This is a genomic window from Brotaphodocola sp. (assembly GCF_050873365.1).
Classification (GTDB): Bacteria; Bacillota; Clostridia; order Lachnospirales; family Lachnospiraceae; genus Brotaphodocola.
The window spans coordinates 74,193-88,896 of record NZ_JBNMIQ010000009.1 but is presented as its reverse complement, the minus strand read 5'-3'; the positions used below and the strand labels follow the sequence as shown (position 1 = coordinate 88,896).

Sequence of the window (14,704 nt, the reverse complement as noted above, 5' to 3'; positions counted from 1 at the left end):
GAAAAGGAATCCATGGGAAAGGAGGGCTAAGCCAATGAGTATTGTAGATTTTATCGCAGTGGTAAGTTTCGGCTTAACCTGCTTTAGTGTCGGATACACATTAGGTAAAGATAATCATAAATCACAAAAATAGCCGCCCACGTCTGGTAAACTAAGCGACTATTTTTGTTTTCACTTATACTGGACTAACCGTCTATCGGTAGCACTCTCTTTCTTTAATTATACTATCATGAGTTATTAAAAATGTCAATTAGTGAACATTTTCATTTCTTTCCCATGCTATTTAAATTTAAAAATTAAAGGAATCCGTATCTGCGCGATAGGCAATTTCTCCATTGCAGATCGTGTAATGCACTTTTCCGAAGAGGGTCTCGCCGATGAACGGGGAGTTGTTGGATTTGGAGTGGAATTTCTCGACCGTCCATGACTCATCCGGATCAAACAGGACGAGATCTGCGTCGGAACCGGCGCCGATCCAGCCCTTTGTCGCCTCTAAGTGATAGAGGGTTGCCGGGTTCAGCGTCATCTTTGCAAGAAGCTCAGAGAGGGACAGATGACCGGCGCGTACAAGACTTGTGACACCGAGTGCAAGTGCAGTCTCAAGTCCGATGATACCGCTCGGACATTCGGTCAGCGGTTTGGACTTCTCCTCTGCGCTGTGTGGGGCATGGTCAGTTGCAATGACGGTGATGATGTTCTCCTTGAGTCCGCGGATGATCTCCTCACGGTCAGACGGAGTACGCAGTGGTGGATTCATCTTTGCGAGGGAGCCATGTTTGAGAACGGCACTCTCATCAAGTGTGAAGTGGTGCGGAGTGACTTCTGCGACAACATGAGCGCCGAGATCCTGAGCCACTTCGATGAGGCGGACGGAATGACCGGAGCTGAGGTGCTGGATATCAATGACTGCGCCGGTGTCGAGTGCCAGCATGCAGTCGCGGGCAACAAGGACATCCTCTGCGACAGCCGGAGAACCGCCGATTCCGAGTTCATCGGATACTGCTCCGTGATTAATGCCATTGTTTGTGATCAGAGCCGGATCTTCCTCGTGGAAGCTAAGCGGTACGTTCAGACGAACGGCTTCCTCCATCGCCTTGCGGACGAGGGCGGAACTCTTGAGCGGGATGCCGTCATCGGTGAAGCCGACTGCTCCATGTGCTTTCAGCTCTTCCATATTTGTGAGGGTTTCGCCTTTCATGCCGATTGTGATATTGCCGGCAGTGAGAACGTTGATTCCCGTTTTCTTGCCCTCGCGGATGACGTACTCGAGCGTTTCTACGTTGTCGACCGGCGGTTTTGTGTTTGCCATGCAGACAACGGTTGTGAAGCCACCGGCAGCGGAAGCCATTGCTCCGGTGTGAATGTCCTCCTTGTAGGTCAGTCCCGGATCGCGGAAATGTACATGAACGTCAATCAGTCCCGGTGCGACCACAAGACCGCGGGCATCGATAATCGGATCACAGTTTGGATAACGATCTGCCAGATCTTTTCCCATCTCTACAATTTTTCCATTTTCAACAGCTACATCCATGACGGCATCGGTTCCTGTCTTCGGATCGATCACCCGTCCACCTTGAATCAGCATCATAATCTTTTGTCCTCCTAACAATCCAATCGTTGAAACACTGAAAAAACAGCTCTATAAAAATTCGGAAACTGCCTGTGAATTTAGCATATCACGAAATTCGGAAAATGAACAGAAAGACAGGAAGAAAAGTGAAGAAAGAAAATAGATCAAAAGAACAAAAAGAATGTTACTGTACACGGGTAAAATTTTTTGAACAGACAGAAAAGAACCGCAGTCGCCCGTAAGAAACGTCAGGCAGACTGCGGTGGGATTACTTATTGTCAGCTGTTGCTGTCGGATGCGTAAAAACTGATCAGATAGAGACCACAGAGTCCGACCAGAGCGTAGATAATCCGTGAGAGCCAGGTCATGCTTCCAAACAGAAACGCGACCAGGTTGAAATTGAAAAATCCAATCAGACCCCAGTTGACAGCGCCGATGATGGAGAGTGTCAGCGCAGTGTAATCCATAGCTTTATTCCGCATGGCAAATATACCTCCTTTTACAGACAGTATGACACGGAACAAGCAAAATTATACATACACGAAATATGGATGATTCGCAGTGATACATTTGAGTTCGTTATAGGCAGGCGAAATCAAAATCTGTGAGAACCGTTTGTCTGCACGAATGTTCTGTTTACACTCAGGATTTTTGTGAGAGATTTCCGAGATAATCGCGGATCTCGCGAATGTAGATTTCTCCCATCTGGCTTAAAATGACATTTTTTTTGACGAGATAGCCGATCTCCATCGCGCCACCCGGATTGTCACTTTCACCCTCAAGTGGAACAGCGACGTACTCATCTCCGTTGAGTTCCTCGCAGATGATGCCGGAGCAGAGCGTGTACCCATTCAAGCCGATCATCAGATTCAGCATCGTCGCACGGTCACAGGCTTTGATGATTCGTGAGTATTCATTTGTGCTCAGAATCTCCTCCGCAAAATAAAAGGAGCCGTTGTCGCCTTGCTCAAATGAGAGGCAGGGATAGTCTGCAAGCTGAGCAAATCGGATCGACGGAAGAGAGGCAAGAGGGTGATTTCGCCACAAATAAACATAGGGTTGGCAGTCAATCAATTTGTGAAATTCCAGATTGTTGGAGTGGAAGAGTTTCGTGAGCACTGCCCGGTTGAAATCATTCAGATAGAGGATTCCAATCTCACTTCGCATTGTATTCACATCGTCAATGACATCGCGCGTCTTCGTCTCGCGGATCGCGAACTCATAGTCAGAAGTGTTGAAGTGTTTGACCATCTCCACGAAAGTCTTTACGGCAAATGAATAGTGCTGGGTGGAGACACCGAACTTTTTCTTCAGGTTTCCATTTTTTCCATATTTGCTCTGGAGAATCTCGTACTGGTGATAGATCTGGCGGACATAGCTCAAAAACTCCGCGCCATCATTTGTCAGCGTCACTCCGCGTCCGCTCCGGTGGAAGATCAGGATGCCGGTTTCGCGCTCCAATTCCTGAATTGCGCTTGTCAGGGACGGCTGTGCGACGTAGAGAAGTTCTGCTGCCTTATTGAAAGACCCTGTCTCGGAGATCGTGATCACATAATGCATCTGTTGAAGTGTCATAGAAAACTCCTTTCGTAAAAAATTCTTTTCATAAAAAAACGTCCCGCCCCGGTCATATGCCATGTATGGATATTCAAACCGGAGTGGGACGGATTGTGTAACAGTCTACTGTCAGCTAACGTGACGGACAGAAAGACGAGACGATGAAGCAAAAAATTTATTTGGATTTAACCTCTTTCCATGCCTCGTTGTAGAGATTATCTACCTCATCGCCGAGATATTTGAGAACTTCGCAGTTTTTCAGAGAATCCACATCCGGGAAGATCGCCTTGTTGTTCTGAAGATCTGCATCGAGCAGGTCAAATGCGCCCTTGTTCGGGGTGGAGTAGGTGATATACTCAAAGTTCTTTTTTGCAATCTCCGGACGGCAGAGGAAGTCGATCCATTTCTCTGCATTTTCCTTGTGCTTTGCATTCTTCGGGATCACCCAGCAGTCGATGAAGAGGTCGGTTCCCTCTTCCGGAATTACATAGATCAGGTTGTCGCCCTCATCGGCTTCGTTCTGAATGTAAAGCATTTCACCGGAGTAAATAATGCCGACAGCAGCCTCTCCGCCGATCATCTTATCGCGAACCTGATCGACAACATAAGCCTGAACAAGAGGTTTCTGTGCGATCAGATCGTCTTTTGCTTTTGTGATCTCATCCGGATTTGTGCTGTTCATCGAGTAACCATTCTTCTTGAGTCCGGTCATGAATGCACTGCGGATGCTGTCCTGCATCAGGATCTCACCGTCAAGGTGTTCATCCCAGAGATCCGACCACTTTGTCGGCGGTTCTACACCAAGTTCCTCAAGACGCTCCTTGTTGTAGAGGATGCCGATCGTGCCCCAGGTATACGGAACTGCGTACTTGTTTTCCGGATCGAAGGACTGTGCAAGCTCAAGATAGAGCGGGTCAATCTCCTTGAGATTCGGGACGTTGTCGAAGTTGATCTCAGCGAGAAGATCATGCTCACGCATTTTCTGAATCATGAAATCAGAAGGGCAGACTGCATCGTAGGCGATACCGCCAGCCTCGATAACCGGGAACATTTCCTCGTTTGTCTCATACATATCGTAGACAACTTCGATGCCGGTTTCTTTTTCGAAATCATCGATGACGCTCTCATCGATGTACTCGCCCCAGTTGTATACATAGAGCTTGTTATCATCATTACCATCTTTTCCCTGAGAAGATGATGAAGAGGAACCACAGCCTGCGAGAAGAAGGCAGGGGATAGTCAGTGCAGATGCAACCAGAAGCAGTTTTTTCATAATGTTTTTTCCCTTCCTAGTAGGATATATACTTTCGTATTTTCAATTTAATGTTGATATAACTCAGAGCGGATGTCCTCTCCTCTGATAGGTGGAGGAATCACGCGCTAAGTCTTTGTAAGCATCGACTTGAAATGAGATAGGCGACGGAGGTGAAAAAGTCAGGGCAAACCCGTGTGAGACGTCAGTGCTTAGATCGCGTAGTTTGCGATCTTATGCACTGCTACGTCGAACCCGGAGCGAGAGCGAGTTTGCACGACCTTTTTTCACCGTAGGAGCCGGGAGCTGGTAGTCAACCAGCCAATAAGTCAACCAGCTAACCAGCAAACCTTGCTCAAGAACAACTTAGTTCGACTTAACCTCTTTCCACAGCTCATTGTAAACAGAGTCAACCTCATCACCGAGATATTCATAAACTTCGCTGTTCTTGAGAGAATCGATATCCGGGAAGACAGCCTTGTTGTTCTGGATCTCCTCATCGAGCAGATCGAACGCGCCCTTATTCGGGGTGGAGTAGGTGATGTAGTCAAAGTTCTGCTTTGCGATCTCCGGACGGCAGAGGAAGTCGATCCACTTCTCTGCATTCTCTTTGTTCTTTGCGTTCTTCGGGATTACCCAGGAGTCGATCCACAGATTCGTTCCCTCCTCAGGAATCACATACTCGAGATCGTAGTCAAGACCGAGATCTTTCACCTCGTTCTGGATGTAGAGCATCTCACCGGAGTAGACAACGCCGACAGCAGCCTCACCGCCGATCATCTTGTCACGAACCTGATCGATGACGTAAGCCTGAACAAGCGGTTTCTGATCAATCAGATCCTGCTTTGCCTGCTGAAGCTCATCCTCATTATCCGTGTTCATCGAGTAGCCGTCTTTCTTTAATGCGACCATGAAGGCATCGCGCACGCTGTCCTGCATCAGGATCTCGCCGTCAAGGCGCTCATCCCAGAGATCTGACCACTTTGTCGGAGCATCCATGCCGAGCTCCTCAAGCATCTTCGTGTTGTAGAGGATGCCGACCGTGCCCCAGGTGTAAGGAACGGAGTACTTGTTTTCCGGATCAAAGGACTTGGACATCTCGAGGTAGGCCGGATCAATCTGATCAAGGTTTGGAACATTGTCGAAGTCAATCTCAGCGAGAAGATCATTCTCACGCATCTTCTGGATCATGTAATCGGACGGGCAGACAACATCGTAGTTGACACCGCCTGCCTCGATAACCGGGTACATCTCCTCGTTCGTCTCAAACATATCGTAAATAACTTTGATTCCGGTCTCTTCCTCGAACTGATCGATCACATCCTCATCGATGTACTCGCCCCAGTTGTATACATAAAGCTCATTAGAACCACTTCCGTTTCCGCTATTATCTGCGGAGGAAGAACCGGTTGCGTTTCCGCCACAGCCAGAAAGAAGCAGGGCAGAGCATGCAGTCAGGGAGGTAAGGGATACTGCAAGTACTTTTTTCTTCATAATTCAAATCTCCTCAAAAAATTAAAAATATATTTATTGCTCCTCTTTCTTGCGCGGGGCAAAGTTGCTGATAATCAGCAGGATGAGAACCGTAGCAAAGATTACGGTGGAAAGTGCGTACATCGACGGCTTGATGCCTCGGCGCACTTCACTGTAAATCAGGGTCGACAGGGTGTTGATGCCCGCACCTCTTGTGAAGTGGGTGATGATGAAATCATCGAGGGACATCGTGAATGCGAGCAAAAAGCCGGAGAGCACACCCGGAAGAATGTCCGGGAAAACGACCTTGAAGAAAGCGCGAATCGGGCTTGCGCCGAGATCGAGAGCCGCCTCATAAGTGAATTTACTCGTCTGTTTAAGCTTCGGCATGACGCTCAAGATCACATATGGAATGTTGAAGGTGATGTGAGCGATCAGAACCGTCTGAAATCCGAGTGAGATGCCAAATGCGATGAACGCGAGCATCAGAGAGATACCGGTCACGATGTCGGCATTGAGCATCGGGATATTCGTGATTCCCATCAGAATCGTGCGCGGAACTGGCTTCATGCTGTTGATCGCGATCGAAGCCGCAGTTCCGATGATGACGGCGATCAGTGCAGATAAGAAGGCGATCAGAAGCGTGTTCTGAAGAGCATCCATAATGTTACGGCTTGCGAACATTTCCGTGTACCAGCGAAGCGTAAATCCACCCCACTGGGTACGGGACTTGGAGCTGTTGAAGGACAGCACGACCATCGTCGCAATCGGCGCGTAGAGGAAGATCATGATGATGACAAGATAAAAATCCTGCCAGATTCGCCGGAGATTCCATTTTGAGTTTTTCATGATTAGAATCCGCTCCCTTCTCCATTTTTGTCATATTTTGCAATCAGCGCCATGCTGATCAGGATAAAGATCATCAGTACGAGGGAGAGACCGGAACCCATATTCCAGTTGCTTCCCTTTGTGAATTCCTGCTCGATGACATTTCCGATCAGAAGGATCTTACTTCCACCGAGGAGGTTGGAGATGACGAAGGTCGTCAGTGCCGGCACGAACACCATCGTGATTCCACTGATGATTCCCGGAATGCTGAGCGGAAACCATACCCAGAGAAGTGTCTGGAAGAAGTTTGCGCCGAGGTCGCGGGCGGCATTGATCGTGTTGTCGTCAATCTTGCATAAAACGTTGTAAATCGGAAGAACCATGAACGGCAGGAAGTTGTAAACCATGCCGAGGACGATGGCTCCCGGGGTGTTAATCAAATTCTGCTTCGGAAGATGAAGCATGCCGAGGATGCCGTTGATAACACCGGCTTTCTCAAGCAGAGTCTGCCACGCGAGTGTGCGGAGCAGGAAGTTCATCCACATCGGAAGGATGAAGATGAAGACGATGAAACTACCGCTTCCGACATTTCGGTTTCGCAGAATCATTGCGAGCGGATAGGCGAGCACGAGACAGATGATGGTGCTCACAAAGGACAGTCCGAGGGACAGCCAGAGTGCCTTGATGTGCTCCGGCGTAGAGATCGAGAGGACGTTTGCGAGTGTGAACGCTCCGCTCTTGTCGGTCAGTCCGTAGTACACGATCAGGGCAAGCGGGATGATCGTAAAGCCGATCATCCACAGAATGTAAGGTCCGGATAATAATTTCTTATTCATTGACTCCAACCGCCTCCTCATCTTCAGAAGCAGGTTTGTTCATGATCTGGATGTTGAACGGATCAACGCGCAGTCCCACTTTTTTGCCGACCGGGCAGAGCGTGGTGGAGTGAACCAGCCACTCAAAACCGTCCGGAGTTGTGATTTCCATCTCATAGTGAACGCCCTTGAAGATCAGGTGCGTGCAGGTTCCGGTCAGAGTTCCCTGTTCCGGCTCGACAAGCTCGATATCTTCCGGACGAATCACGACGTCGACCGGTTTGTTGGTTCCGAATCCTTTGTCGACGCAGGCGAACTTTGCACCGAAGATCTCAACAAGCTCATCGTGAAGCATCACGCCCGGAACAATGTTGCTCTCGCCGATGAAGTCAGCGACGAATGCATTTTCCGGCTCGTTGTAGATCTGCTCCGGAGTACCCATCTGCTGAATGTAACCCTGGTTCATGACAACGATCGTGTCGGACATCGTAAGTGCCTCCTCCTGGTCATGGGTGACGTAGATGAAGGTGATGCCGAGCTCATTTTTCAGGCGAATCAGCTCGTACTGCATGTCCTGGCGCAGTTTCAAGTCGAGAGCGCCGAGAGGCTCATCGAGGAGCAGAAGACGAGGCTCATTTACAATCGCGCGCGCGATCGCGATTCGCTGTTGCTGACCGCCACTCAAGGAGTCAACGGTGCGCTTCTCGTAGCCGTCGAGGTTTACGAGCTTGAGTGCATACTTGATTTTGTCGTTAATGTAGGCCTTGGACTTGCCCTTGATCTTCAGACCGAAGGCGATGTTCTCTGCAATGTTCATGTGGGTGAACAGCGCGTATTTCTGGAATACGGTGTTTAACTGGCGCTTGTTCGGCGGAAGATCATTGATCTCGGTGCCGTCGAAAATGACTTTGCCGGTGTCTGCTTTCTCAAAACCGCCGATGATTCTGAGGGTTGTAGTTTTTCCGCAACCACTCGGACCAAGAAGCGTGACAAATGTGTTTTCTTTTACGGAAAGATTTAAGTCATCCAGAACCATTGTCCCGTCAAAGCTCTTGGAAATATTCACTAAATCGATTAAAGACTGACCCATGTACGTCTCCTCCTCATGTATGTGATCTTCTGTGATCTATCTGTCCTGTCTATCCTATCTATCTGTCTTATCAGTCGATATGAAAGTTGAAAGTTAAAAACTTGGCGGAGAGCTGACCCAGATCAGGGTTGCGCCCGTCTTGCTCGTCAAAAAGTGTTGTTTGTCCGCAGTGAAGTAGAAGGACTCGCCTTTCTTTGCGCGGTAGGTTTTCTTCCCTATGTGGATGGCGATACTGCCTTGCAGAACATATCCGAATTCCTCGCCCTCATGGGGAGTATCCGGGTATGTGGAACCGCCGGCTTCCAGCGTGAGGAGGATGGGTTCCATCACATTTTTCTGTGCATTTGGAATGATCCATTTGATTGTGTTTTTTAAGTCTGCCTCATATTTCTCAAAATAATCCGCTTTTCCGAATACGATCTGCTCCTCGGGCGTCTCGTTGAAGAATTCTCCCAGAGAAGTGCCGAGACACTGTAAAATATCGGTCAGGGTCGCAATCGAAGGGGAAGTTAAGTTCCTCTCTAACTGGGAAATAAAGCCTTTGGACAGTTCCGCACGGTCAGCAAGCTCTTCCTGTGTGAGTCCTTTTAAGACTCTCAGCTCTTTCAGCTTTAAACCGATATCCATACAGATGCCTCCTAAAAATCCGAATATTTCCGGATGCTTTTTGTTGCTTTGCATATCGAAGACGCGCCGAAAACACGCCTAATGATTAACCAAAAAGTTTAGAAATATTAAATCAATGTAAAATTAATCTCAAAGTTTAGTATTAATAAACACAAAACAACATTCATTATACAGAAAAATCTCGGTATGTCAATAGATTCTCAATAGATTTTTTCAGTAGAGTGTGGTAAGATAGAAACAGTGTTGTGAAGATAAATGAGAGACCAATCAGGGGATTCAAGGAGGAATGAAAAATGGCTGTTTCAGGAAAATATATGGCATATGTAGGTTCCTATTCTTACACAGGAAAAGCGAAAGGCATTACCGTTTATGATGTGGATGTGGAGAAGGGTGTTTTCCATAAGCGCTGTGAGGTGGAAGTGGACAACTCTTCCTATGTAATTGCCTCCAGTGACGGAAAGACGCTTTACTCGATCGCAGATGAGGGCGTTGTGGCATTCCGGATTCTCGAGAACGGAAGCCTTTCCAGACTGAACAGTGCAAAGATCAATGGCATGAGAGGATGTCACCTCTCGACCGATGCCGATGACAAATATATCTTCGTATCCGGTTATCACGATGGAAAAGCGACGGTTCTGCGCCTTGGAAAAGACGGAGCAGTCGGCGAGATCGTGGACGGTGTCTTCCACAAGGGACTCGGAAGCGTTGCAGAGAGAAATTTCCGCCCGCATGTAAGTTGCTGTCGTCGTACTCCGGACAACAAGTTTGTTCTGGCAGTTGACTCCGGTCTGGATCAGGTAAAGATCTACAAGTTCGATGAGAAGGACGAGCATCTGGTACAGGTTGACATGATCCCGTGCGACATCGAGTCCGCACCGCGTTGCTTCCGTTTCAGCGCTGATGGAAAGTTTGCATACCTGCTGTCCGAGCAGAAGAACACGATCGATGTATTTACTTACGAGACCGGAAATCGTGTGCCGAAGATCGAGAAGATCCAGACGATCTCGACGACCGGAAAGAAGGCAAGCCAGCAGACTGCTGCGTGTGCGCTGAGATTTTCGCCGGATGAGAAGCATATGTTCTGTGGAAATGCCGGAGATGAGACCGTTTCTGTATACAACCGTGATCCGGAGACGGGTCTGCTGACCCAGATTTGCTGTCTGCCGATCAGCGGAGAGTATCCGAAGGATATCGCCGTATTCCCGGATGACAAGCACATCGCCTGCATCAACCATGGAAGTGGCACGATCACGTTCTTCAAGGTGGACTACGAGAAAGGTCTGCTGATCATGAGCGCAAATGAGATCAAGTGCAACGAGCCGAACAGCTGTGCAATCGTCAAGGTCAGCGACTAAGCGATTACGAGATTAAAAGATTAAGTAATTAAGAGAGACGGCGACTTAAAATTTCAAGTAAGTAATTAGGAGTGAAAAGAGAATGGCAGGATCAACATTTGGAACGGTATTCCGTGTTATGACCTGGGGCGAGTCGCATGGAAAGGGCATCGGCGTCACGATTGACGGATGCCCTGCGGGACTTCCGCTGAGCGAGGAGGATATTCAGCCTTATCTGAATCGAAGAAAACCGGGACAGAGCCGTTATACGACAGCGAGACAGGAGAGTGATCTTGTAGAGATCCTGTCCGGCGTTTTCGAGGGAAAGACGACGGGAACTCCGATTGCGATGATGGTGAGAAATACGGATCAGAGATCCAGAGATTATGGAAACATCATGAACGTGTATCGTCCGGGACATGCGGACTTCGGGTTTGATACAAAGTATGGATTCAGAGATTATCGAGGTGGTGGACGTTCGTCCGGAAGAGAGACGACGGCGCGCGTAGCGGCAGGTGCAGTCGCGTGCAAACTGCTTGAGCATTTTGGAATCAAGGTGACGGCGTATGTGAAGAGCATCGGGGAATTCGAGATCGATCCGGAGCGTTTTGACATTGCGGAGCGCGATCGAAATCCATTAAACATGCCAGATGCGGTCTGTGCAGTTGAGGCAGGAGAGTATCTTGCGCGCCTGATCGAGAAACAGGATTCTGCCGGTGGTGTCGTCGAGTGTGTTGCAGACGGAGTTCCGGCAGGAGTCGGAGAGCCGGTCTTTGACAAGCTCGATGCCTGTCTTGCGAAAGCGATCATGTCGATCGGGGCAGTCAAGGGATTTGAGATCGGAGATGGGTTTGCAGTCGCAAAGATGCGTGGCTCGGAGAACAATGATCCGTTCCGGATTGCGGAGGACGGAAGTGTTGAGAAGACATCCAACCATTCCGGTGGAATCTTGGGCGGAATCAGCGATGGAAGCCAGATTGTTCTGCGCGCGGCATTCAAGCCGACACCGTCGATCGCGAGACAGCAAAATACAGTGAACCGTTCCGGCGAGAACACGGAGATCGAGATTCACGGAAGACACGACCCGGTGATCGTGCCGAGAGCCGTTGTCGTTGTCGAGTGCATGACGGCGCTGACGATCGCAGATCTTCTGCTTCAGAATCGCTGTGCGAAGCTGTGATACATTTTATTTATTAACATTGTTGTATTATTATATATTGTGTATTGTATAATTATTGTTTATTATAATTTTTTTGGAGGAGACAGGAAAATGAAAATTGCAATGGCAAATGATCACTCAGCAGTGGAAATGAAAAACGAGATCAAGGCATATGTGGAGTCAAAGGGATATGAGGTCATTGACTTCGGAACAAACTCTTCTGAGAGCTGTGATTATCCGGCATACGGAGAGAAAGTCGGACGTGCGGTTGCTTCCGGTGAGGCAAAGTACGGCATTGCAATTTGCGGAACAGGAATCGGAATCGGCATTGCAGCAGGCAAGGTAAATGGTGTGCGCGTCTGCACCTGCAGTGAGCCGTACAGCGCTCGTATGTCGAGAAAGCACAACGATACAAACGTGCTGACCTTCGGTGCCCGCGTGATCGGTGTCGAGATGGCAAAGATGATCGTGGACGAGTGGCTTGACAATGAGTACGAGGGTGGTCGTCACCAGCGCCGTGTCGATATGCTGATGGAGATCGAGAAGAACGCATAAAATGTGCGGGCGAGAGATTTGATTTATAGAAATTTAAATTTATAGATATGAGAGAAAAAGAAGGAGCCTCGCGGGCGATTGCGAGGCTCCTTCTTTTGTGGATGCCCCCTGCCTTGATTGGAGGGGATATCCACTCTGGATTATAAAAAGTTAGTGGTAAAGGAATTTTGCAGTTGTAGTTTCATGGCTTTCTTTGCATATCTATTTATATAAAGCCAAAGTGTATTAGGCTTTATATCACTTATGTAAATAACGGACTTAGAAATCAACTTCCGTTCCGTAGTAGGTGCAGGTGAACAGTTTCTCCATCTGCTCCGGGGTGATAGATCTCGGGTTCGATCCGGTGCAGGCATCACCGACAGCGTTGACTGCGATCGTTGCAACCTTCTCCTTAAACTCAGCCTCATCGATACCGAACTCTTTCAGAGTGTGCGGGATGTTCAGCTTCGTGTTGTATGCGCTGATCAGATCGCACAGAGCGTTGACCTGAGAGTCCTCGGATACTCCGCCAAGACCGATTCTTCTTGCGATATCGGCATAACGACGCTTTGCCTCCGGCTCATGTGCATTGTACTTGATAACGTATGGCAGATAAATTGCATTTGCACAGCCATGCGGGATGTGTCCGGTTGAGAATGCTGCGCCGGTCTTGTGTGCCATCGAGTGAACGATGCCGAGCAGGGCATTGGAGAATGCCTGACCTGCAAGACACTGTGCGTAGTGCATCTGCTCTCTTGCGTCCATGTTGCACTTGTAGGATGCCGGCAGGTTGTCGACAACCATCTCGATTGCCTTGATTGCAAGAGCATCGGTGAACGGGGTGTGCAGGGTGGAAACGTATGCCTCGATTGCGTGGGTCAGAGCATCCATACCTGTGTAAGCAACCTGCTTAACCGGAAGGGAAGCAACGAGATCCGGGTCGAGGATCGCAACATCCGGGGTGATCTCAAAGTCTGCCAGCGGATACTTGATACCCTTTGCATAATCGGTGATAACGGAGAATGCGGTTACCTCGGTTGCAGTTCCGGAAGTGGAAGGAATTGCACAGAAGTGAGCCTTTGTTCTCAGCTTCGGGAAGTTGAACGGAACGATCAGATCTTCAAAGGTCGTATCCGGGTACTCGTAGAATGCCCACATAGCCTTTGCTGCATCGATCGGAGAACCACCGCCGATGGCAACGATCCAGTCAGGCTGGAATTCAGTCATTGCCTGTGCGCCTCTCATAACGGTCTCAACAGACGGATCCGGCTCAACACCCTCAAAGAATTTGACTTCCATGCCAGCCTCTTTCAGGTAAGCCTCAACACGATCGAGGAATCCACCCTTTCTCATGGAGTGACCACCGGATACAACGATTGCCTTCTTGCCCTGCAATTTCTTCAGATCTTCAAGTGCACCTTTACCATAGTACATATCTCTCGGTAATGTAAATCTCATCATAATAACATATCCTCCTGTTCTAAGTTCTAAAATGTTATTGGTCTGAGCTCATGTTCCTTGTTTCATTCATCACATTTGTATTTTCATCATCTCTGATTTCGTTAATATTTTAACGCTAAAAATTCTCAATGTCAAGAGTAAATATAGGAAAAATGAAAGAAATGTGCAAAAAAGCGGGCAATTCATAGGAAAAACCGGCAAGATTCCTATAAATGCCCGCGTAAAGTTGATACAAAGAATGTGAAAATATCTACAATTTCAACAATATTCGACAGCGCTTATCGATGATTTTCCTCATTCCACTCGTTTAAACGGAAGAGACCGTCACGGCTTCCGCAGAGAATGATCGTGTCATTCTTCTGGAACACATAGTCCGGACGGATGTTATCGGTCACCGTCTGTCCACTCTCGATTGCGATGATGTTTAAGCCGAAACGGGAGCGCAGGTTCGCCTCGAGGATGCTGACTCCGGCGAGACGGTCGGGAATGACAAGTTTTGAGATGTTGATTTCCTCGCTCAGCTGAATCGAATCAAGAACCCGGCTGTTGTCGAGACGGTTTGCAAGGCGAATTGCCATGTCGCGCTCCGGATAAACAACCTTTGCGCCGAGCTTTTCAAGGATCTCACCGTGCTCCGGGCTGTTTGCCTTTGCGATGACGGTCGGAACGCCGAGACTGACAAGGTTTAAGGTGGTCAGAATCGAGACCTCCATCTGGCTTCCAATGCAGACGACAACGACGTCACAGTTCTGGATGCCGGTGTCCATCAATGTTTTCTTGTCGAGGTTTCCGACGACGAGGGCGTTCTCGGTCAGTTCTCGTGCCTCACGGACTTTGTCCTCATCGCGGTCGAGAACGAGAAGATCGGCATCTGCCATCGCAAGCTCTGCGGTCAGAGCGGAGCCGAATCGTCCAAGACCGATGATTCCGTAAGAGGTTTTTTCTGGTTTATGTTTTCCAAAGATCATGAATAAAAGTCCTCCATAGGACAGGCAGTTTTACCT

Annotated in this window: 14 protein-coding genes; 3 read left to right on the top strand and 11 right to left on the bottom strand. The window is 48.6% G+C overall.

The genetic code is table 11. The features are described from left to right. Positions 1-289: 289 nt before the first annotated feature. The 9 genes from ACR0QT_RS06655 to ACR0QT_RS06615 form a co-directional block, all read right to left on the bottom strand. Positions 290-1,588 carry a dihydroorotase gene (locus tag ACR0QT_RS06655; protein ID WP_432630045.1) on the bottom strand — a complete coding sequence of 433 codons (1,299 nt, stop codon included), beginning with the start codon at positions 1,586-1,588 and terminating at the stop codon, positions 290-292. A 260-nt stretch (positions 1,589-1,848) separates the two neighbouring features. Further along, entirely contained in the window at positions 1,849-2,052 is a 204-nt protein-coding gene (locus tag ACR0QT_RS06650; protein ID WP_177977198.1) for a DUF378 domain-containing protein, read from the bottom strand. A 160-nt stretch (positions 2,053-2,212) separates the two neighbouring features. After that, positions 2,213-3,145, bottom strand: a complete 933-nt coding sequence (locus ACR0QT_RS06645) for a LysR family transcriptional regulator (RefSeq protein ID WP_432626945.1) — start codon at positions 3,143-3,145, stop codon at positions 2,213-2,215. A 157-nt stretch (positions 3,146-3,302) separates the two neighbouring features. Beyond that, positions 3,303-4,400: an ABC transporter substrate-binding protein gene (locus ACR0QT_RS06640; RefSeq protein WP_432630044.1), complete on the bottom strand. Its 1,098-nt coding sequence runs from the start codon at positions 4,398-4,400 to the stop codon at positions 3,303-3,305. A 345-nt stretch (positions 4,401-4,745) separates the two neighbouring features. Then, positions 4,746-5,873, bottom strand: a complete 1,128-nt coding sequence (locus ACR0QT_RS06635; RefSeq protein ID WP_432630043.1) for an ABC transporter substrate-binding protein — start codon at positions 5,871-5,873, stop codon at positions 4,746-4,748. Positions 5,874-5,906: 33 nt separating this feature from the next. Next, on the bottom strand, positions 5,907-6,701 hold the full coding sequence (locus ACR0QT_RS06630) for an ABC transporter permease (RefSeq protein ID WP_432630042.1): 795 nt from the start codon (positions 6,699-6,701) through the stop codon (positions 5,907-5,909). A gap of 2 nt (positions 6,702-6,703) precedes the next feature. Beyond that, the gene (locus ACR0QT_RS06625; protein WP_432630041.1) at positions 6,704-7,516 is read right to left on the bottom strand and encodes an ABC transporter permease; all 813 of its coding nucleotides are present in this window, start codon (positions 7,514-7,516) and stop codon (positions 6,704-6,706) included. Beyond that, positions 7,509-8,585: an ABC transporter ATP-binding protein gene (locus ACR0QT_RS06620; RefSeq protein WP_432630040.1), complete on the bottom strand. Its 1,077-nt coding sequence runs from the start codon at positions 8,583-8,585 to the stop codon at positions 7,509-7,511. Before ACR0QT_RS06620 ends, ACR0QT_RS06625 begins: the two co-directional genes overlap by 8 nt. A 93-nt stretch (positions 8,586-8,678) precedes the next feature. Further along, on the bottom strand, positions 8,679-9,212 hold the full coding sequence (locus ACR0QT_RS06615) for a helix-turn-helix domain-containing protein (RefSeq protein WP_177977203.1): 534 nt from the start codon (positions 9,210-9,212) through the stop codon (positions 8,679-8,681). Between the two features lie 293 nt (positions 9,213-9,505). Between ACR0QT_RS06615 and ACR0QT_RS06610 the strand changes: the two genes are divergently transcribed. From ACR0QT_RS06610 to rpiB, 3 genes are all read left to right on the top strand, one after another. Then, entirely contained in the window at positions 9,506-10,567 is a 1,062-nt protein-coding gene (locus ACR0QT_RS06610; RefSeq protein WP_432630039.1) for a lactonase family protein, read from the top strand. An 82-nt stretch (positions 10,568-10,649) separates the two neighbouring features. Continuing rightward, positions 10,650-11,726, top strand: a complete 1,077-nt coding sequence (gene aroC / locus ACR0QT_RS06605) for a chorismate synthase (protein WP_432630038.1) — start codon at positions 10,650-10,652, stop codon at positions 11,724-11,726. A 90-nt stretch (positions 11,727-11,816) separates the two neighbouring features. Continuing rightward, a complete protein-coding gene (gene rpiB, locus ACR0QT_RS06600; protein WP_177977206.1) occupies positions 11,817-12,260 on the top strand; it encodes a ribose 5-phosphate isomerase B in 444 nt (147 codons plus the stop codon). Between the two features lie 258 nt (positions 12,261-12,518). Here rpiB and ACR0QT_RS06595 read toward each other — a convergent pair whose 3' ends face one another. Beyond that, a complete protein-coding gene (locus ACR0QT_RS06595; protein ID WP_432630037.1) occupies positions 12,519-13,700 on the bottom strand; it encodes an iron-containing alcohol dehydrogenase in 1,182 nt (393 codons plus the stop codon). A 278-nt stretch (positions 13,701-13,978) separates the two neighbouring features. Further along, positions 13,979-14,668: a potassium channel family protein gene (locus ACR0QT_RS06590; protein WP_432630036.1), complete on the bottom strand. Its 690-nt coding sequence runs from the start codon at positions 14,666-14,668 to the stop codon at positions 13,979-13,981. Between the last annotated feature and the right edge of the window lie 36 nt (positions 14,669-14,704).

Bases quoted from the DNA above. Each gene is read 5' to 3' on its own strand.
- ACR0QT_RS06655 (WP_432630045.1), bottom strand. From the start codon at position 1,588: ATGATGCTGATTCAAGGTGGACGGGTGATCGATCCGAAGACAGGAACC.
- ACR0QT_RS06650 (WP_177977198.1), bottom strand. From the start codon at position 2,052: ATGCGGAATAAAGCTATGGATTACACTGCGCTGACACTCTCCATCATC.
- ACR0QT_RS06645 (WP_432626945.1), bottom strand. From the start codon at position 3,145: ATGACACTTCAACAGATGCATTATGTGATCACGATCTCCGAGACAGGG.
- ACR0QT_RS06640 (WP_432630044.1), bottom strand. From the start codon at position 4,400: ATGAAAAAACTGCTTCTGGTTGCATCTGCACTGACTATCCCCTGCCTT.
- ACR0QT_RS06635 (WP_432630043.1), bottom strand. From the start codon at position 5,873: ATGAAGAAAAAAGTACTTGCAGTATCCCTTACCTCCCTGACTGCATGC.
- ACR0QT_RS06630 (WP_432630042.1), bottom strand. From the start codon at position 6,701: ATGAAAAACTCAAAATGGAATCTCCGGCGAATCTGGCAGGATTTTTAT.
- ACR0QT_RS06625 (WP_432630041.1), bottom strand. From the start codon at position 7,516: ATGAATAAGAAATTATTATCCGGACCTTACATTCTGTGGATGATCGGC.
- ACR0QT_RS06620 (WP_432630040.1), bottom strand. From the start codon at position 8,585: ATGGGTCAGTCTTTAATCGATTTAGTGAATATTTCCAAGAGCTTTGAC.
- ACR0QT_RS06615 (WP_177977203.1), bottom strand. From the start codon at position 9,212: ATGGATATCGGTTTAAAGCTGAAAGAGCTGAGAGTCTTAAAAGGACTC.
- ACR0QT_RS06610 (WP_432630039.1), top strand. From the start codon at position 9,506: ATGGCTGTTTCAGGAAAATATATGGCATATGTAGGTTCCTATTCTTAC.
- aroC (WP_432630038.1), top strand. From the start codon at position 10,650: ATGGCAGGATCAACATTTGGAACGGTATTCCGTGTTATGACCTGGGGC.
- rpiB (WP_177977206.1), top strand. From the start codon at position 11,817: ATGAAAATTGCAATGGCAAATGATCACTCAGCAGTGGAAATGAAAAAC.
- ACR0QT_RS06595 (WP_432630037.1), bottom strand. From the start codon at position 13,700: ATGATGAGATTTACATTACCGAGAGATATGTACTATGGTAAAGGTGCA.
- ACR0QT_RS06590 (WP_432630036.1), bottom strand. From the start codon at position 14,668: ATGATCTTTGGAAAACATAAACCAGAAAAAACCTCTTACGGAATCATC.